The sequence below is a fragment of the Sphingobacterium anhuiense genome, from assembly GCF_042686355.1.
Lineage (GTDB): Bacteria > Bacteroidota > Bacteroidia > Sphingobacteriales > Sphingobacteriaceae > Sphingobacterium > Sphingobacterium anhuiense.
The window spans coordinates 35,004-59,575 of sequence record NZ_JBHUPE010000013.1; the positions used below are offsets into that span (position 1 = coordinate 35,004).

The following is a 24,572-nucleotide window of genomic DNA, read 5'->3' on the forward strand; positions in this document are numbered from 1 at the left end:
ATTATGAAACTTAAACAATTCGCAGCATTATTTAGTATAACGATGTTGTTAGCCGTAACATCGTGTTCTAAGTATGGTTATAATATTCCGGATGGTTATCCGGATGATTCAAAAAATGAAGCAGAAGGTGTCATTGATACCAATATGAAGCTTATAGACAAATCGATGTATGCTAAAGCTAAGGTATTTCCTGGTTTAGTAGACATTGAAGAACCTCGTGTAGTAGATGCAAAGTTTACCTTGGATCTGAATTTTACAAAGCAGACATCGCTTAATCTAAAGATTTCAGTGGCACCTGAACCGCAGTTCAGTACCGGATACTACGCGGCTCCGGGAGAATTGATCAAGATTGTGGTTCCACAAGGAATTGAAGGACTTTCCGTGCAGATTGGCGGACATACTGATAATTTAACAGGAAAATCACCACTTTTACGAGCTCCGATTATTTATATGCGTCAGCAATTGTATCCAGGTAATAATTTTGTCCGTAATCTATTTGGAGGTACGATCTATATCCGTCCAGATCGAGCATATCCGAACCCAGTGGAGTTTAGTATTACTAATGCCTGTGTTTCTCCGGATTTTGTTTTAGGGGAGATTAATAATAACCAATGGATAGAAAAAGTAAAAGCTTCAAAGGTCCCATGGTTAGAGTTAAGAACTAAACGTGTTGTGTTTTTAGTTCCTAGAGATCGCGTTATTAAATCTTTTACATCTGCAGAACCTTTTATTGATCCGACAGCTGTAATGACCAGATGGAATGATGTGTTTGAACTGGATTATAACGGTTGGATGGGATTATCGGATAATGCCGAAGATGAAAGGGATCGTAGTCCGCAAGGACCCTGGAGAGGAGTGTTGGATATTCAATTAACAGTCGGTTATGGACATAGTGGTTTCCCTTTTGTTGGTTACAACGATTCCGAATGGTTTGGTGGTATGACGAGTCTTAAGTCTATCAGTACAAGTGAAGGCATGTGGGGATCTTATCACGAGTTTGGTCATAACTGTCAGCAAGGAAGTATATGGAGCTGGAGTACACTTGGTGAAACAACAAACAACTTATTTAATTTTAAAGTAGCAAACCGTATTGGTGCTAGTTATAGTGTGTTGCATCCAGCCGTTAACAGTGGTTTTCCAGAAGCAGTTGCCTACGCAAACCTGCAAGGGCTTAAAAATTTTGATACTGATGCTGCGATGGATGATCCGTTTAAACGAATGACACCTTTTGTGCAGATATTTGAAATATACGGTTATGGAGCGATGACTCATCTATATAAAGAAGCCCGTAAAGCTACACGTTATAATCCAAACGATATCACTAAACATAATTGGGTACTTGAAAAGCTTTCCGAATATACACAGACAAATTTGTCGCCATTTTTTGATGCATGGGGCATTACTTATAGTCCACAGTTAGCAGATCGTCTTAAAGAAAAATATCAACGACTAGCGAAAAAAATATGGACTTATAACCCGTTAACAAAAACAGGAGGTGAAGAACTTATTCCTACTAAAGTGGACTATAACAGATCTGAATGGAGTATTGCTGGATTTTCTACTGAAGAACCAGCAGAAGGTGGCAATCCTGATGGTTTAGCTAGAGCTGTTTTAGATGGAAATATTAATACATTTTGGCATACCAAATGGAATGGAGAATCACCTCCTCCTCCACATCATATAATATTAGATATGAATAAAAATCTCAAGGTATCGGGTTTTTATTTTTATGCCAGACAGAACTCTCCAAATGGTAGATCTAAAAAAGTGGAGATACTTGTTTCCTTAGATAATAAAACTTGGACGAATGTAGGAACGTATGATTTACAAAATATAATTGCCAGACAAGAGGTTTTATTACCTAAAATTTATGATGCTAGATATCTGAGATTTAATTTTAATGAACCAACAAACTATGCAGGAGGAGTTCATGCGACAATGGCAGAGATAGGAACTTTTTATGATGAAAAATATGAAAAATAAGATATTAATCCTACTAGGAATTGTGCTGAACATTGGGGTAATGTCCAGCTGTAAAAAATACGATAACCCTCCCCCTGTATTTGAAGATATTAAAGACTTTAATGGCTTGCAACGGAAGATCATTGTGATCAGTATTGACGGTTTAGCTGGCGAAGAGTTACAAAAGGCAATTCCAACAAATTTGGCCACTTTACAGAAACATTCCAAGTATTCGTATAATACATTAGCAACATCATCTAATGCCGCGGGCTGGGTTTCCATGTTAACGGGAACAGGTTTCTCAAAACATAAAGTGAGTGCTGATAATTTTGAAAGAACGGATGAAGGACATGATGAAGATCATACCGATCCGGTTAATTTTAGAAATGTTTTGGATTATGTTACCCAATACAAATCAGTGACCACAGCGATGGTCACCACATGGGAAGAATTGAGAGATTACACCCGCAATGCAGACTATGCGCCGAAAGTAAATTCAGACCTTGCGGTCAAAGATAGTACTGTTAGTCTATTGAGTAGGGTCAATAGTCTAGGAACCATTATAGTTAACTTACGTGATGTGCAGAAAGCAGGTGAAGACGGTGGTTATACGGTTAATAATGCTAAGTTTAAAGCGGCAATCGCAAAATCGGATGAATACATCGGAAATATTGTCGAAGCCATTAAAGCCAGAAAGAATTATGAGAAAGAAGATTGGTTGATTGTTGTGACGACCAATCATGGAGGCAGTAATACCGATGCAAAAAATGGATTTACAATCGTCAGTCAGCCAAATTTACAGGAGTATGAATTGAAAAAATCAGGATTCAACCCTTCGCTCTTTCAAGGAACCACTGCGAGAGCGACTGTTGATCAAGATAACGGGCTGTATGATGGGGGTACAACTAAAGATTTTACCGTACAGATGGATGTTAAGTTTAATTTAACAACTCAGTGGCCAGGTTTTTTATCGAAGGGCAGTGATTTAAGAGGACAAAGTATGACGGGATGGCTATGGTTACAAAGCGGAAACAGTTGGGGTGTTGTATTTGGAGGAACTCAAAATGGAGGAAGTGGTAAAACCCAAATTTCTAGTACTAGTAATGTTGCTGATGGTAAATGGCACACCTTGACAATGGTCGTAAAAACTACGGGATCTCCTAATCCAACTGCACGTACAGTAACTATTTACACAGATGGTGTAGAGAATAGCTCAGGTAGCATATTGGCAAATAGGAGTTTAACGGTAGCAGATGCTTTAAGAGTTGGCCATAAATATGTTGATAATACCGGTAATAATCTAAGTCTGTATACGGCTAATTTGTCTTATTATAATGTAGCACTTGAGGCCAATACAATAAAAGATGCGGTTGGCCTAAAAGATATTACAAAACATCCAAACTACGCAAGCCTAATTGGATTTTGGCCAATGGATGAAGGTTCTGAAGGAACTTATTTCAACAAAGCTCCAGGAGGTTATAATATGTCCTTATCAGGAGATTATAAATGGACGTATTTAGAAGATGATTATGCTCCAGGTACGGAACCAGTGCCTATTACCGCTAAAATCTCTATCCCGACAGCAACAAGTGACATTGCCGCCCTTTGTTTATACTGGATGAATATCGAAATTCTAGCGGATTTCAATTACGATGGAAAACCATATCTGAATAATTTTGAATTGGAATTCCTGAAAAATTAGATGTTTGATCCAATTATTAAGAATAGGCTATAGCTATAGAATAGCTGAGGTTCATGTCTGGAAACCCCAAAACGAGATTAAAAACCTTGTTTTGGAGTTTCTTTTGCTCTATTTTCAAATGTTGTAGCATATGGTTTTAGGGAATGATATTTTTAATAAAAATAAATATCAAAACTCATCAGGCAGATGATTATTTTTGCGCCATATTAATTTGGATATTATGATTATCATCAGAAAAAGCTTAGCCTTATCAGGTTTGATTCTCTGCCTCTTAGCAGGGATGTTGCCGATGTTGAAGGTACCGATTAAAGGAAATTGGAACCTCTATCAAACAGATACTGCATTGTTTTTTATTACCTATATGATTATAGGAATAACAGCCCTACTTTTCTTTGTAAGGCAATTAACAGGATATCGCTTGATGACCCGGGTAGCAGCAGTTTGGTACCTGATCAGTATTTCTGCTGTATTTTTTAAGATCAATAACTATTTCGGATGGGGATTTGCAGATCGACTATTATCCAAATCAATACATATGCGTTGGGGGTGGATTGTCTATTTAGTCGGTATTGCACTTTTATTACTGAGTGTGAAAAAAGTAAAGCAGATTGAAGAATAAAAAATAAGCTTGGAAATTTTCCAAGCTTATTTTTTATTCGGACGATGTGAAATAAAATGAGACTTCAGTTTATCTAAGCCTAAATCCTCTTCTTCTTTATCCAGTTCATATATCCATACTTTTTCGCCAAGGATATCGTTGATCTCCTTTGGATTCGTTAAATCGACAGGACGTACACGCTGTTCTTTTACAATTGGATTTTGGATCGCTTGCAAACTGTTGGCATGTCTGATAATCTGAAAACGGAATGTTGGCCATTTACCCACAGTAGCAAAATTCCCAGAGTAGAATTGAACAGAATCATGTTTACTGATTTTTTCAGCAAATATGCCTTTAGCCTTGTTGACATTGGTATCAGCAATGCTAACCAGTAATTCATAAGAAGTCTGATTCACGAGATGTAATTTCGCTAATCCATCTTTATGATCACCAGAAATTGCCAGTAAGATACCCTTCTCAATAAATTTTGAAGGTATTTCTTCAGCTTGTTCATTAAGCTCGTCATCATCACGGCGCATATTTCCATGCACTAAAGTCAATTTACTTGCCTGTACCGGTATTTCAAATCCAGTATCATCTGTTACACCGATGAGGTCATTGGATTGAAAGGAGGTGATATGTCCCTCGATTGGTTCATCTACAAACCGTACTAAATCGCCTATTTTGAAACCCATGTTATTTTAAAATTTTAGTATCAATAATTCTTAATAATTTTTCTAAATCTGTTTCATCATTATAAAGATGAAATCCGATTCTTATACCATTACCACGTGGAAAGCATTTGATATTGTTTTCCATTAATATATTAAAGTGCCCTTGATCAATCTGCAAATTAAAGATTGTACTTGTTTCAGCTCTGTTAATAGCCACTGCGGTTAATATTTTCCGTTTACTCAATTCCTGTTTGGCAAGCTTTACTAATTGTTGCGTATAAGCAGCTGTGTGTTCCAATCCGAGTTCGGACAAAAACTCCAGACCCTTTTGTAATGTTCCGTGAGATAAAGTATCTAGATGTCCAGGCTCGAAATAAAGTTGATCGATACCTTTTCCTGCCCACATTTTGTCAATTTCGACGTTTTGTGTGGCCAAGTTTGGAAACAAGATCTGTTTTCCATAATCACTAACAAGAAGGAAGCCGTTGCCATAACCACCTAAAAGCCATTTATAACCACTGGCACCAACAACATCAAATCCCGACTGGGAGAAGTCAAAAACTTCAGTTCCCAAAAATTGAGTACCATCACCAATTATAAGCAATTCCGGAAATTTCTCTTTCAATTGTTTAATAAATTCGAGATTGATTTTGATACCAGAAATGTATTGCACGATACTAAATATAAAAACAGTCGGTTCGTGTTTTTTAATAGCATGGGTAATATGCTCTTCCAACTTTTCATCAACAGGGGTTGTCACATGTTCAAAACCCCTAGAAATAACAGGAAAATTAACAGAAGGATAGTCTCCTTCAAACAATAAAATTTTTGAATCCTTTGGCAAGCGGTCCAACAAAGCATTGAATCCTGTTGAAAAATTAGCGGTGTTATAAACATTGTGAATAGCAGTTGTGAAGAACTTTCCGATACTCTTTTTTACCGCGAGATTAAATTCACCCTGTTTTTCACGCAGATCTGTTGCTGTTGAAAAAAAATCAGCATCTCTTTTCAGACGCCATTCTTTAGATGAGATGGGAATTAAGCCGGAACCTGGTGTAGTTAAATAAGAAACGTCATCAGGGATATCAAAGTAAGATTTATAAGGTGTTTGCATTTTGTTCTTTTAATATAGACAGATATTCTTGTTGCGAAATACTTGTACCGCCCATAGAAGCCAAATGTGGCGTATGGAATTGACAATCTACAAATTTCAAGTTGAAATGAGTAATTAAATAGATGAGAGCCGCTTTTGAAGCATTAGATACGGTGGAAAACATACTTTCACCACAAAACACCTGATTGATATAAATACCATATAGACCACCGACTAATTTTTCATTCTCCCACACTTCTATGGAATGCGCATAATTGATCCGATGTAGTTCCTGATAAGCATCGATCATATCAGAAGTAATCCAGGTTCCGTCTTGATCTTTACGTTCAATCTTAGCACAGCTGTGGATGACTTCGGTGAAAGCCTTGTCGACAGTAATCGAAAATTTATCAGTTTTTAAGATTTGAAGCATACTTTTGCTGATTTTTAAATGCTCTGGAAAGATGACAAACCGTTCATGTGGAGCATACCAAAGTATAGAAGAATCTTCGCTAAACCAAGGAAATATCCCATTCTCGTAGGCTAATATCAGTCTATCCGCACTCAAATCACCACCAACTGCCAGTAAACCATCTTCATCAGCAAGTTCAGGATGTGGAAAGCTAATACTATCAGGATCTAAGTTGAAAACCATTTTTAAAAATAGACAAAAAAACCAGATTGTTTAATCTGGTTGTCTCGTTTCTTTACTAATTTCTTCAAATATTTTATCCATATGCTCTACATATTCATTGGTGTCATCCAAGAAGAAATCCAGTTGTGGAACAATCCGAACTTGATTTTTAATTTTAGAGCCTAATTTGTAGCGAATTTCTGTTGTTTTAGTGCGGATTGCTTTTAAATCCTCAGGAGCTGTTTTGGTATTTAAAAAACTTAAATAAACTCTTGCTATAGCTAAGTCCGGTGTTACACGTACACGCGTAACCGTAATAAATGCCCCAGGAGCCCAACTATTACCTTCGCGTTGCAGTAATTCAGCTAAGTCTTGCTGTAATACACCTGCAAAACGTTGTTGTCTTTTGCTTTCTGTTCCCATCGTTTTAGTTTTTGTTTCGTGAAAATTCACCCTATTATAGGTACAAAGATAAATATAAAAAAGAATAAAGGCATATCTTGGAGGGATATGCCTGTATAATTTTGGTTTATAATTAGTTAGGGTTCAATTTCTTAAAGTTTAGAGACGTTATGGTCTATCATAGTTTGGTTTTTTTACGGTTTTAAAAGTAAGTGTTTGCTAACTTTAAAACGTATATTTTTATATTTCACTCTCCCTTATGATACAAACATATAAAAATTAAATTGTTGTCACAATGGGTGAATTAAAAACAAAGTAATCGCTCACTCACTATCGCTGTTTACTGAGTTTTAACAAACATTTAACATAAAAATATTTTTATTTAATATAAAATCATACCCACATTACTGTAAAACAATCGATCGAATTCGATCAATTGTCACATCGATCCATAGTATGAGCTGAACTTCAATTGTTTTATTTGTTTTCAAATGGTATTTTTGTCAAGTATATAAATAGCGTACTAAAAAAATGAAAATCTGGCAAAAAAATATAGATGTTGATTCATTTGTCGAATCTTTTACTGTAGGTAATGATCGAGTGATGGATTTGCAGTTAGCAGCCGCTGATGTTTTGGGATCTTTGGCCCATACTCGTATGCTGAATAGTATCAACTTGATGACCGATGAAGACCTTACTATTGTACAGCAGGAACTGAAAAATATTTATCAAGAAATTAGTGCCGGAGAATTTGAAATAGAGGACTCTGTTGAAGACGTACACTCACAAGTAGAGATGTTATTAACCCAGCGGATTGGAGAAGCAGGAAAGAAAATTCATTCCGGACGCTCAAGAAATGATCAGGTACTCGTAGATTTGAAGCTGTATTTCAGAACCGAAATCCAAAACATGGTCGGTAATACACAGATTTTCTTTCAGCAACTGATTAAATTAAGTGAACAATATAAAGACATCCTGATTCCAGGTTATACACATTTGCAGATCGCTATGCCATCCTCATTTGGATTGTGGTTTGGAGCATATGCAGAAAGTTTAGTCGATGATTTGGAATTGATGAAAGCAGCATGGAAAGTATGTAATAAAAATCCTTTAGGATCTGCTGCTGGCTACGGATCTTCTTTTCCTTTAAACCGGACAATGACAACAAATCTATTGGGATTTGATGATTTAAATTATAATGTAGTCTATGCACAAATGGGTAGAGGTAAGACAGAACGTATCTTAGCACAGGCGATGAGTTCCATCGCGGCTACTTTAGCAAAATTTGCCATGGATGTCACCCTATACATCAATCAAAATTTTGGTTTCATTTCATTCCCTGCACATTTAACAACAGGATCTAGTATTATGCCACATAAGAAGAACCCTGATGTTTTTGAATTGATCCGTTCACGTTGCAACAAAATTCAAGCATTACCCAATGAGATCGCATTGATGACAACCAATCTTCCTTCTGGATATCACCGTGATTTACAATTGCTAAAAGAAAACCTTTTCCCAGCATTTAAGTCATTGAATGATTGCTTAGAAATTGCAACGTTTATGCTAGAACATATTTCAGTGAAAAAAGATGTTTTAGATGATCCAAAATACGATTATCTATTCTCAGTTGAAGTTGTCAATAATGAAGTTCTAAAAGGTGTTCCTTTCCGTGAAGCCTATAAAAATATTGGTATAGCGATTGATGCAGGAGAATTCCAGCCATCAAAAGAAGTGAATCATACCCATGAAGGAAGTATCGGTAATTTAGGTAATGATCAGATACAACGTATGTTTAAAGAAGTAATTGCCGCATTTGGATTTGACAAAGTGGAAAATGCTTTGAGTCAGTTGGTGAAATCGTAACCAATTAGTCGGTTAGAAAGTTAGTGTAAAAAGTAATCTGACTTTCTAACCATTTAACTTTCTAACCAATTCATGCTATTTTTCAAGAGAGAATTTAAAATGAGTTTCCGATATAAATTCTTCTCCCGCTTTTAAAACTGTGGAAGGAAAGTCCGGTTGATTGGGACTATCCGGAAAATGTTGTGTTTCTAAACAGAAACCTGCATAGGGCAGATAAACATTTCCAGATTTACCGGTGTCATTTCCCGTCATCCAGTTGCCTGTATACAATTGTACCCCTGGTTCAGTAGTAAAAACATCTAAGCGTATACCCGATTTCGGAGCGTATGCCGTAGCACAAGCTGTTGAAATAGGGCTGTTGTTGACAAAACAATGATCATATCCTTTGGCAGCAATCAGCTGTTCGTCGTTAGCAGTAATATCCTGCGCAATGGATTTAAATTCTTTAAAGTTGAAAGGTGTTCCTTCTACCAGAACTTTTGCAATCGGAATTTGGTTCTCATCGACAGCAAGGTAAGCATCTGAGTTTATTTTTAACTGATGACTTAGAATATCTCCAGATCCCTCTCCATTTAGATTGAAATAAGTATGATTGGTCAAATTGATCACGGTATCCTTATCGCTGTCTGCTCTGTATTTGATAATGATTTCATTGTCATTTGTTAACGTATATGTAACCGAAACATTCAAATTTCCAGGAAATCCTTCTTCGCCATCTTTAGAAACGAGGTAAAATTCAGCCTGTGATTCATAACTGACACGACGATCCCATATTTTTTTATGAAAACCCTCAGGTCCACCGTGTAAACAATTGATGCCATTATTTATAGGAAGCTGATACTCATTACCATTTAACTCAAACCTTCCATTTGCGATACGATTTGCAAATCTTCCTGCTGTGACACCGTGATATTGTTCATCAGCGCGATAGTAAAGACCAATATTGCTAAAACCCAAAGCAACATCAGTAAGTTTTCCTTTGTTGTCAGGGACAAGGATACTGACTATTCGAGCACCATAATCACTAAGAGCAACCTGCATCCCGCGCGTATTTTTTAAAATAATAAGGTGCGTGTTCTTCTCGTTAACAGTGCTGGTAAAATTATGGATAGACGGCAAATGATAGTTACTCATGATGATGGTTGTTTTGATTCCTTGTTAAAGATAAAGATTATAAACTTTTTAAAAAACGATTCTTGCTATTTATAAAAAATCAATTTCGAAAATGCCACAGCACTTAGAAAATCAAAAAATGTATATTTGCAATATGTCTGTAAATACAAGTATGAATTGGAAACAATTACTATCCGCTAAACGCTGGGGTTATGAACATCGTGTCAGTGATAGTCATTTAATAGCACGTTCAGAATTTCAACGTGATTATGATAGATTGATTTTTTCTTCACCATTTAGAAGATTGCAGAATAAAACACAGGTATTCCCTTTGCCAGGAGCGGTATTTGTTCACAATAGACTTACCCATAGTCTAGAAGTAGCTAGCGTCGGAAGATCATTGGGACGTTTGTTTTACACAAAGATGAAAGACGCAGATTCAGAGATTGATGAATTATATCCCTATCTACAAGAAGTCGGCAATATGGTATCTGCCGCATGTCTCTCTCATGATCTGGGTAATCCGGCATTTGGACATTCCGGAGAAGCTGCCATTTCGACTTACTTTACAGAGGGTGATGGTCGTAAATATCAAGAACAGGTAACGAAAGAAGAATGGGCAGATCTGACACATTTCGAAGGTAATGCCAATGCATTGCGAATACTAACACATCCTTTCAACGGAAAAGATGATAAAGGATTTGCTTTAACATATACCTCTTTAGCATCAATTGTTAAATATCCATGTGCCGCGATTGATGGTCATATCAAGAAAAATCACCACCGTAAAAAATATGGATACTTTGCATCGGAAAGAGAAACCTTTGAAACGATAGCTGCAGAGTTAGGACTGTTGGAAGACCCAACAAATCCTAAGGGGTATTTACGGCATCCATTAGTCTATCTCGTAGAGGCCGCAGATGATATTTGCTATAATATTATCGATTTAGAAGATGCACATCATTTAAAAATTTTATCTTATCCCGAAGTTGAAGATTTACTATTACCGCTATGTGGCGGAGAAGATCTAAGAGCCCGTTTGGATTCTCTTTACGATACCGCCAGCCGAGTAGCACTGTTACGAGCAAAAGCAATCAATACGTTGACAAAAGCATGTGTTGACGTTTTTTATAATGAGCAGGAGCAATTTTTGAAAGGTACTTTTCCATCTGCACTGATGGATGCTTTAGACGCTGATATCGTAGCACATCTCAAAAGAATTAATAAAATATCAGTAGCGAAGATTTATAACGCCCCTACGGTTGTGCAGATTGAGGTAGCTGGCTATAAAGTGATGAACGCGCTCTTGGCCGAGTTTGTTCCAGCTTATCTAAAAAAGAATAAAAATAGTTATGATGAAAAATTAGTAGCATTAATTCCACATCAATTTTATACAGATCAAGAAGATTCTTATTCTAAAATAAGATCCGTTTTGGATTTTGTTTCAGGAATGACAGATGTCTATGCCATCGATCTATATCGCAAGATAACAGGTATGATTATTCCTTCAATAGATTAAGCTTAAGAATATACAATATTAAAAATTTCGGGATTGTGAAAAGGCACCTTTTCGCGATCGTGTATTTTATCTAAATAAAAAATATGAAAGTCGTTATTGCCGAAAAACCATCCGTTGCACGAGATTTGGCCCGAGTTATGGGTGCAAAAGAAACCAATGATGGTTACATTTCAGGAAATGGATATGCTTTCACCTATGCTTTTGGGCATTTGGTTCAACTGTGTACACCACAAGCTTACGGATTTCATAATTGGTCAATCGCAAATTTGCCCATTATTCCCACAGAATTTAAACTGGAATCAAAAAAGCTAAAACGTGATGGCAAGCAAATTGATGATGCCGGTGCACTAAAGCAATTGAATACGATTAAGTATTTGTTAGATAAAGCAGAAGAAGTAATCGTCGCAACCGATGCTGGACGAGAAGGAGAGTTGATTTTTCGAAATATTTACTACTACCTGGGAGCAAAAGTTCCTTTTAAACGCTTGTGGATATCCTCGCAAACGGACAAAGCAATTAAAGAAGGATTTGCAAATCTCAAAGAAGGAACAGAATACGACAGTTTATATATGTCAGCACGTTCCCGTTCAGAATCCGATTGGTTAATCGGAATCAATGCCACACAGGCTATCACCTTGGCCGCTGGTAATAGAGGTTTGTTATCACTTGGTCGAGTGCAAACCCCGACATTGGCGATGATTTGTTCTCGATATTTAGAAAACAAAGATTTCAAACCCCAGACTTTCTATAAAATTCAGGCCGGTTTTGAAAAAGAGAATATCAAATTCAAAGCTACCTCCGAAAAAATAGATAAAAAGGATGTTGCAGAAGAAGCTATTGCAAAGATTACCGTTGGGTCAGAAGCCACAGTAACTAAAGTTGAAGCAAAAGAAACAAAAGAACAGCCGCCTTTATTATTTGATTTGACTTCCCTACAACAGGATGCTAATAAGAAATACGGATATTCTGCCGATCAGACCTTAAATATAGCACAGACACTTTATGAGAAAAAAGTCATTACCTATCCCCGTACTGGGTCCCGGTATATTGGAGAAGATGTATTCGAACAGATTGAAGAATTATTTCAACATTTAGCCGATACAGCAGAAGAAGGTATAGCGACGATTTCACGCAATCTCATTGGAGCAAAACTCAATAAAAGATCTGTAGATGAGAAGAAGGTAACCGATCACCACGCACTGTTAGTGACAGATGAAAAGCCGGGAGCTTTACTGCAGGAACAGCGCAATATCTACAATATGATTGCTAAACGTATGGTAGAAAGTTTTTCCGATGTCTGTTTAAAAGATATTACCACGGTCGTGATAAATGCAGGAGGTGTCGAGTTAATTGCAAAAGGAACAGTTATTAAGCAATATGGGTGGCGTCTATCAGCAGATCAGGTTGAACTGCCTGATGAAGATAAAAATACCGAAGATCAAGATAATGAAAATGCTCAATTACCTAAATTGACAGCAGAAGAGTTATTGGAAATCTTATCGTTAGAACTATCAGAAAGATTTACCAAGGCAAAGCCGATACACACAGAAGCATCATTGTTAAAAGCAATGGAAACGTCGGGAAAAGAAATCGATGATGATGAAATGCGTCAGGCTATGAAAGACTGTGGATTGGGAACTCCTGCTACGCGGGCAGCAACAATTGAAACATTGTTTCAAAGAGATTATATTAAACGCGATAAAAAGAAACTCATTCCCACAGATAAAGGGCTGACCGTATATAATCTAGTAAAAGACCGTTCAATAGCAAAAGTAACGCTAACGGGTAAATGGGAACAGAAACTGGAAGAAATGCGGGCCAATAAAGTTTCGTATGAAGTCTTTATGAAGCATATTAAAGACTACACAGAACGCATTACAAAAGAACTTTTGCAATTAAGAATTTCTATTGCCCATGAAGAAATTAAACCGTTGCAGAAAGGAAAGATAAAATGTCCGAAATGTGCAGCTGGACAAATTCAGTTATTTGATAAAGTCGCACAATGTGACCATTATGCAAGAGGGTGTGATTTCAAAATATGGCGCACCCTGAATGGCGTTATGCTGGAAGAAAAAGAGATGAAGAACCTGCTTGAAAAAGGAAAGACATCAACTTTAAAAGGTGTGAAGACAAAAGAAGGAAATACAGTAGATGCCGTCTTGACATTTGAAAATTTTAAAGTAGGAGTAGCGTAAATCGCTTATCTCAATAAAAAAGGGTATTTCCACAAGAGATACCCTTTTTTATGTACACGAGATTAGAACAAACAATATTAGTTAGTCAAATTTAACCGTTTTAAAAAACGCATCAAATTTTGGTTCATTCTGGGTATAAGTTCCTGGGGTGGCGGTGAAATTTACAATATATCCAGTCCCATTTTTATAGAAGAAATATTGCTTAGAAACGTAAGATCTGAATTTTATAATAGAACTTGTTATGAAACATAAGTATTCCGTTGAATTGATTTTTGTTCTATTAACTTTCATGGCAAAACCGCTTACTCTTTTATAATCTTTTTCGGCGAGATCTGCGGCATCTTTAATGCTATTGGATTTGATCGCAGTTATGGAAATTGAATTTTCAATTTCTTCTTTCTCCATTTCAGAATATAATTTTGGCATTCCCCAAGCTATAATCATGTAATTCGAAGTAGAAGAAGGAGTTTCTTTGTAAACTGACCAATCTTCAGGAATTTCTGCTTCAAAACCAAATTCTTTATTTTTGTAAATTTCTTGACCGAGAGCCACATTGCAAATAAAATATAAAAGTAGTGCTGATACTAACTGGGCTAGTTTCATTTTTTAATTTAGATTTAGGTAATGAGTTGTCGATTAATTTTAATTGGCACATATGTATCCTGAATTTCGATACGATGGTTTATGTAAGAAAGATAATTATTTTAATTTATATTAAAGGATCTGAATTTTTATTTTGTGATGACTTTACTTTTTATAAAACGTGTACCTTTGTGCCCTATATGTCAACATCACTATACAATCCATTTAAAACATTTAAGTTTGATAACCAAACCTGTTTCTTGACAGGGAAGGAGCTTTCATCTGTGGACGAACAAATTCAGGTTTTTCCAGTATGGATGATGCGTGCCTTTGATTTAGAAGAAAAACCTTTTAAGATGTTAGACGAGTCTCTCGTCACCTATAAAAGTCTAAAACTTCCTTGTTCTGTAGAAGCCGCATTGGTAATTGAAAAAATGGAATCTGAAGTAGAACGTGCATTTGCAATAGGTTTTGATGCTGTAAGCGAATTACCGCAGATCACACTATTTCAGTGGATGTCTAAAATACTGTATGGTGTTGTATTTAATGAAATTCAGACCGGTATTCGCCAACAGACCCTAACAGGCGAAGAAATGAATTTCTCTCAGGTGCTCGTTCAGAAGTTCAAAAACTTGCATGCGATGTTGCAGTCCTTACTGCAGCCCATGGAATTTGAAGGAACCAATCCATTTTCAATTTTTATCAGTAAAGTAGATAACCCTGCGGAAACCTTTAATTATCGCGATGAAATCAATACTCTCATTTTTTCTTTGAGAATGAATGACTTTGGAATTGTTGCTTGTTTACAAGATAATGCAACGAATAATATCTACCATGAAGATGTTTTAAAAATGGTAGAAGGAAAAACACTGCACCCTGTTCAATTTGAAGAAATAGCAGCACGTTATTTTTATTCTGTATACCTCTTCAACCGTCTTCCAGAATATACCTATCTAAATACCCCAAAAATGATATATGTCGAACCGATGCCTTTGGCAGATATGTCCATGAAGCCCATTTTTGATCACTGGCAGATAAAGGTTTACGGTCAGGTATTGGAGAATTTCTGGAAACCTTGGGGTTTCATTTTATTTGAGATTATTAAGGATCCGGATAGTCCGATGAGTTTCATAACGGATCATAGCGGAAATTTCGTTCCACGTGAAGCAATTGAGCTACCACTTGGATAAATAAAAAAAGCCCTTAAATATTATTTAAGGGCTTTTTTCTTTTTCTGTACAGGAGAGCTTCTTTTCTTTGCATCTGCAAGATCGATCTCTTTTTTCTTTTTGTTTACGATCAAGATAAGACCAAAGGGACCTAGTATAGGAACGCACATACCCAATATGGATAGTATAACAAAGCCCCCGGTTACATCTTTGAGCCTAAATAATCTGAATAATGCGATGGCCATTAATACAAAATGGATAATAGTCACCAATTGAACCAACGCTAATTTACTTGCATCCATATTTTATCTTAATAATAAAGGCAAATGTAACGAGATTCATTTGAAATAGGGAATCTATACAAATAAGATCCTATAAGATCCCTTCCATGATCGTAAATGCCTCGTCAATTTCGTTCATCTGAATATTCAGATGCGGTCTAAAACGAATCGTCCTTTCTCCACAGCCCAGTAAAATCAGTCTATGTGCAAAAGCGTCCTTAATAAACTTGTCTCTTTCCTGCTCATTGGGAAAATCAAAAGCGATAAACAATCCTTTTCCTCTTATATTGCTTATCTGTGTATGCTTACTTGCTAAAGCTTCCAGTTTTTGAATAAAATGTTCACTCTTCTTAGGGATCTGTTCAATTAATTTTTCCTGCTCTATCACTTCTAAAATAAGTTTAAAGCGCATCATATCGGTAAAATCACCTCCAAAAGTCGAATTGATACGGGACGATTCTTTAAAAACATGTTTTTCTACTCGGTCAAACTTTTCTTTGTTGGCAAGCAAACCACAGACCTGAGTCTTCTTTCCAAATGCGATTAAATCGGGAACAACTCCAATCGTTTGATAGGCCCACATCGATCCTGTTAAACCAATTCCAGTTTGTACCTCATCAAAAATCAATAAAATATCATGCTCATCACAGATATCGCGCAGAGCCTGTAGAAATTCTTTTCTGAAGTGATTGTCTCCCCCTTCTGCCTGAATTGGTTCTATAATAATACAGGCGATATCATTCGGATGATTGTCAAGTGCATTTCTGATTTCTCGAATGGCTGTTTTTTCTTTTTCAATAACTGCGTTTAAAACAACTTCCGTGATCGGGAATGTTAGTTTTGGATTGCTGATGCGCGGCCAGTTAAATTTAGGGAAATACATATGTTTTCTAGGATCCTTCGTATTGGTCAACGAAAGTGTATAACCAGATCTCCCATGAAATGCCTCTTTGAAATGAATGACCTGAGAAGCTTCCTTTTCAATTCCTGAAGCAAAATTTAATCGTGTCTTCCAGTCAAAAGCAGCTTTTAAAGTGTTTTCCACGGCTAAAGTTCCTCCTGCAATAAAAAAACAATACTGCAGTTCATTTGGTAGCGCTACGCGTTCGAAGACTTGCATAAAATCAGCAAATTCTTTGGGATAAATATCCGATAAAGCAGGTTTGTTAATCGCCATTTTACCTAAAAAATCTTGATGCTTTAGGAGATAGGGATGGTTATAACCAATAGCAACAGATGCAAACATGCTGAATAAATCCAGATAAGCATCTCCATTTTGATCGACTAGATAAGAGCCATGTGATTTTTCTATATCCATCACAATTGGAAAACCATCTGCGAGCAAATGTTTAGATAATATTTCGTGAACTGTACTCATGTCGTTATCATTTAAAGGTTAAAAGTTATTCCTTGTGCCAAAGGAAGTTCGGTGCTATAATTAATGGTATTGGTTTGTCTCCGCATGTAGGCTTTCCAGGCATCCGAACCAGATTCGCGTCCACCACCAGTTTCTTTTTCACCTCCAAAAGCTCCGCCGATCTCTGCCCCCGATGTTCCGATGTTGATATTCGCAATTCCACAATCTGACCCTTGTGCACTGAGGAATAATTCCGCCTCGCGCAGATTATTAGTCATAATAGCCGAAGACAGCCCTTGTTTCACATCATTTTGGATAGCGATTGCTTCCATGACATCACCTTGATATTTTATTAAATAAAGAATTGGAGCAAAAGTCTCCTGTTGAACTATATCATAATGGTTTTCCACTTCAGCAATCGCAGGTTTCACGTAACAACCACTTTCAAATCCCTTTCCAGTGAGTAAACCACCGGTGACAATCAGCTTACCCCCTTGTTTCTCAATTTCAGATAGGGCATCTAAATAATGTGCGACTGCCTTTTGATCGATCAGTGGACCTACATGATTTTCTGGAAGTAGAGGATCTCCGATCTGTAATTGAGCATAAGCTTTTATCAATGATGCTTTCACTTGTTCATACACACTTTCATGAATGATTAATCGACGCGTTGAAGTACAGCGCTGACCAGCCGTACCTACAGCGCCAAATACAGCACCAATCGTTGTCATCTTCAGGTCCGCATCCGGTGTAATAATGATCGCATTATTTCCGCCAAGTTCTAAAATAGACCTGCCAAGGCGAGCAGCAACATGTTGCGCGACTGTTTTTCCCATTGCAGTTGAGCCTGTAGCAGATATTAAAGGAATATTAGTATCATTTACTAACCATTCACCCACAGTCTTTTCTCCAATTATCAAATTAGAGATACCTTCTGGTAATTCTTTCTGTTTTAATATATCCGCCAAAATCTGTTGACAAGCTATGGCACATAAAGGAGTTTTTTCACTCGGTTTCCAGATCACAACATCTCCACATACCAATGCTAGTGCTGTATTCCATGCCCAAACAGCCACAGGAAAGTTGAATGCAGAAATAACACCAACAACTCCTAAAGGATGATATTGATCGTACATACGATGGGAGGGACGTTCCGAATGAATTGTTGAACCATAAAGCTGACGGGATAAACCGACTGCAAAATCACAGATATCAATCATTTCTTGCACCTCGCCCATGCCTTCCTGTAGTGATTTTCCCATTTCATAAGAAACAAGCTTTCCGAGAGTAGGTTTTAATGACCTTAATTTATCCCCAAATAACCGAATCACTTCACCTCTTTGCGGAGCAGGAACAAGTCGCCAGATCGCATATGCTTTTTTCGCCTGAACGCAGATATCTTTATAATCATTATGGGAAGAGCAAGTCACTGTAGCAATTACCTGACCATCAACGGGAGAACTGGAAGTAATATCCGCACCAGTTGCAAACCAATTTTGTCCCGTAGAAGAACCCAGATTGGTCGCTAGAATGCCCAATTCTTTTAATTCTTGTTTTATCATAATGGTTTATATTATTCGTTTATATTTTAAATATAATGAATTATATTCTAAATATTGGCTATATTTAGATATTAAATTATGACAGATATGAATTCAACATGTGATTATTTTAATATAGATGCGCTATTGTCTGATGAAAATAAGCTCATCCGACAATCCATTCGTGATTTTGTCACTACGGAAATAAAGCCAGTTATAGACCATGCCGCTCAACATCATGAGGATATTCCCAATCTGATGTTAAAATTAGGAGCTCTTGGAGCTTTGGGGCCTTATATACCAGTAGAATATGGTGGTGCAGGATTAGATCATATCGCTTATGGTATTATTATGCAAGAGCTGGAAGCAGGAGACTCCGCCATCCGATCAGCAGCCTCTGTACAGTCATCATTAGTGATGTATCCCATTTTTACATTTGGAAGTGAAGAACAAAAAAAACAATACCTTCCCAAGCTGGCCTCAGGAGAATATATCGGTAGTTTCGGTTTAACAGAACCGAACCATGGTTCAGACCCAGCAGCCATGGAAACCCGTTTGTTAAAAAAAGACGGCCAATATATCCTTAATGGAGCAAAGATGTGGATTACAAATGCCCCGATATGTGATATAGCAATAGTGTGGGCACGAGATGAACAAGATAAAATAAGAGGATGCATAGTAGAGCGAGGTATGGATGGCTTCTCCACTCCCGAAACACTAAATAAATGGTCACTACGTGCTTCTAAAACCGGAGAGCTGATTTTTCAAAACGTAGCAATTCCCGCGGAAAATATTCTTCCAGAAGTAAATTCGCTCCGTGGACCTTTTTCATGCTTGAACTCCGCGCGGTATGGCATATCTTGGGGAGCAATCGGAGCTGCAATAGACTGTTACCAAACGGCAGTCAAATATGCATTAGAACGAGAACAGTTTGGGAAACCGATCGCATCCTATCAATTACAACAAAAGAAATTAGCAGAATTCCTCACAGAGATCACAAAAGCTCAATTATTGTCGTGGCGATTAGGCGTGCTGAAAAATGAAGGAAAAGCAACCCCAGCACAGATTTCAATGGCAAAACGTAATAATGTGCACATGGCATTAGAAATCGCGAGGGAATCAAGACAGATATTAGGGGCCATGGGAATTGTGGGAGATTTTCCGATGATGCGTCACATGATGAACTTAGAGTCTGTGATAACCTACGAAGGAACCCATGATATTCACCTGCTGATAACAGGTAACGATATTACAGGAATTAGCTCCTTTTAATTTGCTAGACGACTTGAGGTATTGACCCACAATTTCCTTTGAAATATAAACATGAAGGGAAATCTGAAGCCATCTATATCTCAGCTTTCATCTGCAATAAGAAGGACAGCTAAAAGAAACATTAAGAATGTTTAATTAGGCTTTGAAACAAATTAAAATAAGCCCTTACCATTTTATCCCAGCTGTAATGTCCTAAAGAATATGCTTGAAATTCTTCGTTTCTGTTCTTGAGAAGCGAAGGATGTTCAAGCGTATTTTTAATTTCAGAAATCCAATAATTGTCCTGCTCAGGAGGTAGAAGAACTCCATTCTTCTGATGAATGATCGCATCACTGATCCCTTCAATATCCGAAGCAAATACAGTCGCCCCACAGATACTAGCTTCCAGGCAAACCAAACCAAAACCCTCCATATCGCCAGCGACTTTGATGTTAGGCATAATGAATAATCCCGCGTGGCGTAACAAGCATTGCAAATCAGTCGTAGGAATTTTTCCGATATGCTGTAACCGATCTTTGAAATTAGGATCCCGTAAATAATGACGTATAGCTTTTTGATCGGATGGAAATCCTAAGAACAACATCGTTAGATGCCGTAGAGAAGATGGGAGAGCATAAAGCAATTTCTCTTTCCTTGTTGCGGTTGGAGAAAAAGGACCTATTAAGATCAGCTTATAATCTGATGGAAGTTGAGGTAGCACATGTTTAATAAACCAGGAAATGCCTTTTCGTTTCACAGGTCTGCCTAGGGCGATGATGAGATGCTCGGCCTTTGTAGCAATTCCATATTTCTCTAAGACAGTTTCAATAGCCATAGTGTTATCCAAGACAAGACTATGGTCTACACCATTTTGAATTACTTCAATCTTATCGGGATGAATACCACGATTGATGGAAGCCTCCCTTGTAGCAGTACTTACAGCTATTATTTTGTCAAATTTGTTGAATTGAGGGATAATTTTACGTTGAAAATAGGCTAAAGGAAAAACCACATCAAGGCCGTGAACAGTAACCACCCGTTTTAACTGTTCATAACCCTTATGTCTTAAAGACAAAGCCGCAATCAGACCATCATTAAAATGAATAACCTTTATATTAGGATGTAATAAGAGCAACGCTAGAATCCGCTTATTTAAAAGGTAAAAAAATTTGATAATAGATTCATCCCCCTGATAAACTATTTTATGTACAGTTGTATAGGGAGCCAATCCGTTAATAAGCTCAAAGCTTTGTTTTTCCATCCCTCCAATAGCGGGCGGAAATTTATGACTTACACAAAGAATTTCCATATTAGGATCGTATCCCCCCTTTTTTAATTCCGAAATAAGCTAAAAAACCAAATGCAATCCAAAAAACTTGTCTAGAACGTCTTATTAAAGCGATGATCAGCCAGATTTGAACCGTATAGATACCAGCACTGGTCAGTAAAATTTTATTCCCTAATTCCTCCACCCCAATTTGAGCAGGAATAAAAGCGCCAAAGCTTTTGATAATAATAATACCCATGTCCATAAATTGACTCAGGATAATCGGAATCGTAATACCTGAAAAGTATAGGATGAGGAAAAGTTCCAAAGCACCAACAGTCCAGTGTAAGAAAAAATAAAAATATGCACGATAACATTTGCACGGCTGATTTTGATGAAAAGTTAGTACCGCATTTAGGATCATCTGAATACGTATACTTAGTTTTCGGAGTGCTTTCCAGGATAGCGTAGAAGCCACTTGTAGTTCTTTGGATTTCTTGAGAATAATAAAAATAATTAGTGGAATACAAAAAAATGTAATCACTAATATCCACAGTACCGCTAGCAGTTGTTTAGGAATATTTTGATTAAAAGAGCTCATTAAAAACCAAAGACCAGAAATTCCAAATAATGAAAATTGCGTGATAATGGTCAAAAACCGCGATATTAAAACTGAATTTAAAATCTCTTGTTCAGATGTACCCGTCGGTTTCAGCAGGACTGTTTTTATATAATCGCCCCCAATAATGCTAGTGGGATTAAATAGCCCTATTGTTTCCCCGATATGTCGGATGCAGAATAGCTGCCATAAGGAAGTCCGTTTCGGTTTTTCGATGAAGCAATTTTGCCATCCCGCTGTAGCCAATACATAGGCTAAACCCGTAATGACTATAATCCAGAGGAGATTCCACCCTATATTAGTAACTTCTTTTAGTACTGCCTTAAGATCAATGTGACTGATAAAGACAAGCAATGAAGAGAGTACGACAAGACTAAGTGTAATTTTGAAAATGTTTTTACGCATTAACCAACCTGAAATTTAATGATTGAATCTTTAGCGGTTCTGTTCATTTGTTCTAAGTCTTCAAAATAGGTGTTAGCTAAAGAGCTCCAGTCTATTGATTTGCTGAATTGCAATCCCGCATGTCCAATCTCCTTTCTTAATCTATTATCCTGTAGTAAGTGTATAATGCGATTAACAAAAGCTGCCGCATCCTGCGGTTTACATTTAAAGCCTGTTACACTTTCTGTTATTAAATCTGCAGAACCTCCGCCATCTGCAATAATGCAAGGTAACGCTGATGCCATGGCTTCGATAACGACATTACCATAAGTCTCGGAATGTGAAGGAAAGACAAATAAGGTTGAAGAAGCATACAACTTAGCAAGGTCATGATGATTCAATTTGCCCAAAAAGATCGCTTCAGGCATCTGCTGTCGACAAGAGTCCATCGCAGAACCGTCTCCAGCGACTATAAAATTGAAAAGAATGTTCTGTTGCTTTAATAAGCTGTAGATCGCGATCAGGGTTTTTAAATTCTTCTCCCAAACCAGTCTACTGGCAAATAATATCGTCGGATGCCTGTTTCCTGTTATTTCTTGCAGCCAATTGTGATCTTTTTTGTCTGGAGAAAATAGACTGTTGTCAATTCCACGTTTCCAGATCTGCATCAAGCTTGGGTTAATGCCCATTTTTGTAAGTTCGCAAACGATGCTATTTGTTGGAATATAGATTTTATCACAGTTATTATAGAATTTATTCTGTGTCTGGATAATTCTTTTCTTTGTAGGGCCAACCAAAAAAGTAAAATGCTTGAGATAGTAGTCAATATAGCTGACAAAGTGTGTATGGTAGATGCTGATGACCGGTATCTGATTTTTTAATGCATATCGCTGTCCGTAGAAACCTAAAAGAGAAGGTGTCGCAATATGAATAATATCGGGATTAAAATCCTGGAGTTTCTTTTTTAAGCGTTGATCTGCTAGAGCTGGAATCGCCATACTGTAGTTCTGTTGTATCGGAATGCTTAAAGATGGTATTTTCAAGCACTCGAAATCTTGTACTTGATCTGGCCCTGTTCCATATATGAACAAAAATTCAAACCGTTTTTTATCGATGCGGTCGACAAGTTGAAAAATTGTTCGTGAAGCTCCGTCAAAGTCAGGAATCATTATCTCCGCAAAAAAAGCAACTCTTATCATCATGAATCATTTTTTCAAAGTAAGGAGCTCTATGTTTCCTTATGAATAAGGACATGTGAATAAATGATGTTTTTTACATTATCCCGGTATTATGGAAATATGAATATAATATTGTTCTTACTTTTTTGAGGAGAGCAGAGTTAAGATGAATCAGTATTACGATTCCTTCAACCTATGTTTAAATGAATGTATAGTGATGGTTTAATGAAAATTCCTCTTAATAGAAGTTTATGGTAGACATCTTGGATAATCATCCTATTCATACAACCATTAATAGGAGGGAGTTTTTATTCGATGTTCATAAGCAATTTTTGATGTTGAAGAGGATAACATGTGAGGCATATTGTTAGAAACATACCATTGTTAGCAGGGTGATATCATGTTATAAGCAACTGGGTGTCTTGTTCTAGTATAATAGAGATATAACAGGGATATAAGAAGGGGTTTATAGGGGGTTAGTAGGGGTAAAGCCCTATTAACCCCCTATAAAATCCCAGTAATCTCTATGTTAATCCTAGTTTAAGTAATAATCAGGTCCCTATCAGTTCCCGATCAGGTTATAATATGCCTTATTCCGGACTATTCCAATGAGGATAGCTTGGCTATATTAAGACAACAACTTCTCTGCCCCACTTTTGTAGTATGTACTATATAGTATAAAGTAAAGATGCCGGCCCTGCGGGCAGCATGAATAGGCATGAAATACCTTATCAGCTATATTAATAGTATATATAGTGTCGATGATCCGCTGTGCCAATACTCCGGAAAAATATATTTTCTTGCGGAACCATTCCGTAAAATAATACTGTATCCATAAAAGAAAGTCCCAGGACGAACAGTCCTCCTGCTACCCTTTTTTACAGTTTAAAGCCAGGATTGTCCGTTTCTCAGCCCCGAGAACAGATCATAGGTAAATTTATCCACCACGTTATAAGCCCTTTACCCGTTCACGGAAAACTATTTCCCAAAAAGATTAGGAAGTGAATATAAAAAGTCGCTATCTTTGCACCACTCCGCAAGGGAGGAACGGCTGATCCGAAAGGGGAGGCACTGAAAAAAGAAGGGTTTAATTCAGGTTAAACGCAGAAACAGCAGGAAAACAAAAAAATAAATTTTCACATTTATTTTGGAGAAACCAAAAAGATTTCTACCTTTGCAGTCCCA

At 37.1% G+C, this 24,572-nt stretch carries 20 protein-coding genes; 8 read left to right on the plus strand and 12 right to left on the minus strand.

Translation table 11 applies throughout. The features are described 5' to 3' along the window. Positions 1–3 precede the first annotated feature (3 nt). The 3 genes from ACFS6I_RS22210 (at position 4) to ACFS6I_RS22220 (ending at position 4,283) form a co-directional block, all read left to right on the plus strand. Positions 4–1,983 carry a M60 family metallopeptidase gene (locus tag ACFS6I_RS22210; RefSeq protein ID WP_380923856.1) on the plus strand — a complete coding sequence of 660 codons (1,980 nt, stop codon included), beginning with the start codon at positions 4–6 and terminating at the stop codon, positions 1,981–1,983. Further along, positions 1,973–3,664 carry an alkaline phosphatase family protein gene (locus tag ACFS6I_RS22215; RefSeq protein ID WP_380923858.1) on the plus strand — a complete coding sequence of 564 codons (1,692 nt, stop codon included), beginning with the start codon at positions 1,973–1,975 and terminating at the stop codon, positions 3,662–3,664. The genes ACFS6I_RS22210 and ACFS6I_RS22215 overlap by 11 nt, the downstream gene beginning before the upstream one ends. A 220-nt stretch (positions 3,665–3,884) precedes the next feature. Then, a complete protein-coding gene (locus ACFS6I_RS22220; protein WP_168127855.1) occupies positions 3,885–4,283 on the plus strand; it encodes a hypothetical protein in 399 nt (132 codons plus the stop codon). A gap of 26 nt (positions 4,284–4,309) precedes the next feature. On the opposite strand, the gene ACFS6I_RS22225 is transcribed toward ACFS6I_RS22220, so the two are convergent. The 4 genes from ACFS6I_RS22225 to rbfA are packed head-to-tail and all read right to left on the minus strand — an operon-like array spanning position 4,310 to position 7,086. Further along, a complete protein-coding gene (locus ACFS6I_RS22225) occupies positions 4,310–4,957 on the minus strand; it encodes a hypothetical protein (protein ID WP_132771501.1) in 648 nt (215 codons plus the stop codon). 1 nt (position 4,958) lies between these two features. Continuing rightward, positions 4,959–6,050: an aminotransferase class V-fold PLP-dependent enzyme gene (locus tag ACFS6I_RS22230; RefSeq protein ID WP_380923860.1), complete on the minus strand. Its 1,092-nt coding sequence runs from the start codon at positions 6,048–6,050 to the stop codon at positions 4,959–4,961. Next, the gene (gene aat, locus ACFS6I_RS22235; protein WP_380923862.1) at positions 6,034–6,684 is read right to left on the minus strand and encodes a leucyl/phenylalanyl-tRNA--protein transferase; all 651 of its coding nucleotides are present in this window, start codon (positions 6,682–6,684) and stop codon (positions 6,034–6,036) included. Before aat ends, ACFS6I_RS22230 begins: the two co-directional genes overlap by 17 nt. A gap of 30 nt (positions 6,685–6,714) precedes the next feature. Further along, positions 6,715–7,086, minus strand: coding sequence for a 30S ribosome-binding factor RbfA (gene rbfA / locus ACFS6I_RS22240; RefSeq protein WP_132771498.1), 372 nt, complete (start codon positions 7,084–7,086; stop codon positions 6,715–6,717). A gap of 510 nt (positions 7,087–7,596) precedes the next feature. Here rbfA and argH point away from each other — a divergent pair. Beyond that, positions 7,597–8,931, plus strand: a complete 1,335-nt coding sequence (gene argH / locus ACFS6I_RS22245) for an argininosuccinate lyase (protein ID WP_380923864.1) — start codon at positions 7,597–7,599, stop codon at positions 8,929–8,931. A gap of 75 nt (positions 8,932–9,006) precedes the next feature. Here the strand turns inward: argH and ACFS6I_RS22250 are convergent, their stop codons facing one another. Continuing rightward, entirely contained in the window at positions 9,007–10,065 is a 1,059-nt protein-coding gene (locus tag ACFS6I_RS22250; RefSeq protein WP_380923866.1) for an aldose epimerase family protein, read from the minus strand. 133 nt (positions 10,066–10,198) lie between these two features. Between ACFS6I_RS22250 and ACFS6I_RS22255 the strand changes: the two genes are divergently transcribed. Together ACFS6I_RS22255 and ACFS6I_RS22260 are read left to right on the plus strand one after the other, a co-directional pair. Next, positions 10,199–11,563: a deoxyguanosinetriphosphate triphosphohydrolase gene (locus ACFS6I_RS22255; RefSeq protein WP_132771495.1), complete on the plus strand. Its 1,365-nt coding sequence runs from the start codon at positions 10,199–10,201 to the stop codon at positions 11,561–11,563. Between the two features lie 83 nt (positions 11,564–11,646). Then, a complete protein-coding gene (locus ACFS6I_RS22260; RefSeq protein ID WP_380923868.1) occupies positions 11,647–13,758 on the plus strand; it encodes a type IA DNA topoisomerase in 2,112 nt (703 codons plus the stop codon). Positions 13,759–13,839: 81 nt separating this feature from the next. On the opposite strand, the gene ACFS6I_RS22265 is transcribed toward ACFS6I_RS22260, so the two are convergent. Next, entirely contained in the window at positions 13,840–14,361 is a 522-nt protein-coding gene (locus ACFS6I_RS22265; RefSeq protein ID WP_380923870.1) for a hypothetical protein, read from the minus strand. 179 nt (positions 14,362–14,540) lie between these two features. Here ACFS6I_RS22265 and ACFS6I_RS22270 point away from each other — a divergent pair, with 179 nt between their 5' ends. Further along, entirely contained in the window at positions 14,541–15,530 is a 990-nt protein-coding gene (locus ACFS6I_RS22270) for a hypothetical protein (RefSeq protein WP_380923872.1), read from the plus strand. A 20-nt stretch (positions 15,531–15,550) separates the two neighbouring features. Here ACFS6I_RS22270 and ACFS6I_RS22275 read toward each other — a convergent pair whose 3' ends face one another. From ACFS6I_RS22275 to amaB, 3 genes are all read right to left on the minus strand, one after another. After that, positions 15,551–15,811 (minus strand): hypothetical protein, encoded by a 261-nt coding sequence (locus tag ACFS6I_RS22275; protein ID WP_380923874.1) that lies wholly within the window; start codon positions 15,809–15,811, stop codon positions 15,551–15,553. Between the two features lie 70 nt (positions 15,812–15,881). Then, the gene (gene lat / locus ACFS6I_RS22280) at positions 15,882–17,168 is read right to left on the minus strand and encodes an L-lysine 6-transaminase (protein WP_380923876.1); all 1,287 of its coding nucleotides are present in this window, start codon (positions 17,166–17,168) and stop codon (positions 15,882–15,884) included. Between the two features lie 11 nt (positions 17,169–17,179). Continuing rightward, positions 17,180–18,709 (minus strand): L-piperidine-6-carboxylate dehydrogenase, encoded by a 1,530-nt coding sequence (gene amaB, locus ACFS6I_RS22285; protein ID WP_380923878.1) that lies wholly within the window; start codon positions 18,707–18,709, stop codon positions 17,180–17,182. Between the two features lie 78 nt (positions 18,710–18,787). Between amaB and ACFS6I_RS22290 the strand changes: the two genes are divergently transcribed. Continuing rightward, positions 18,788–19,960: an acyl-CoA dehydrogenase family protein gene (locus ACFS6I_RS22290; RefSeq protein ID WP_380923880.1), complete on the plus strand. Its 1,173-nt coding sequence runs from the start codon at positions 18,788–18,790 to the stop codon at positions 19,958–19,960. A 121-nt stretch (positions 19,961–20,081) separates the two neighbouring features. Here the strand turns inward: ACFS6I_RS22290 and ACFS6I_RS22295 are convergent, their stop codons facing one another. From ACFS6I_RS22295 to ACFS6I_RS22305, 3 genes are read right to left on the minus strand one after another with little or no spacing between them, the layout of a single operon-like run. Continuing rightward, complete coding sequence (locus tag ACFS6I_RS22295) at positions 20,082–21,248, minus strand: glycosyltransferase family 4 protein (protein WP_380923882.1); 1,167 nt, start codon at positions 21,246–21,248, stop codon at positions 20,082–20,084. A gap of 1 nt (position 21,249) precedes the next feature. Next, positions 21,250–22,230, minus strand: a complete 981-nt coding sequence (locus tag ACFS6I_RS22300) for a lysylphosphatidylglycerol synthase domain-containing protein (protein ID WP_380923884.1) — start codon at positions 22,228–22,230, stop codon at positions 21,250–21,252. Further along, on the minus strand, positions 22,230–23,411 hold the full coding sequence (locus ACFS6I_RS22305) for a glycosyltransferase family 4 protein (RefSeq protein WP_380923886.1): 1,182 nt from the start codon (positions 23,409–23,411) through the stop codon (positions 22,230–22,232). Before ACFS6I_RS22305 ends, ACFS6I_RS22300 begins: the two co-directional genes overlap by 1 nt. Positions 23,412–24,572: the final 1,161 nt, after the last annotated feature.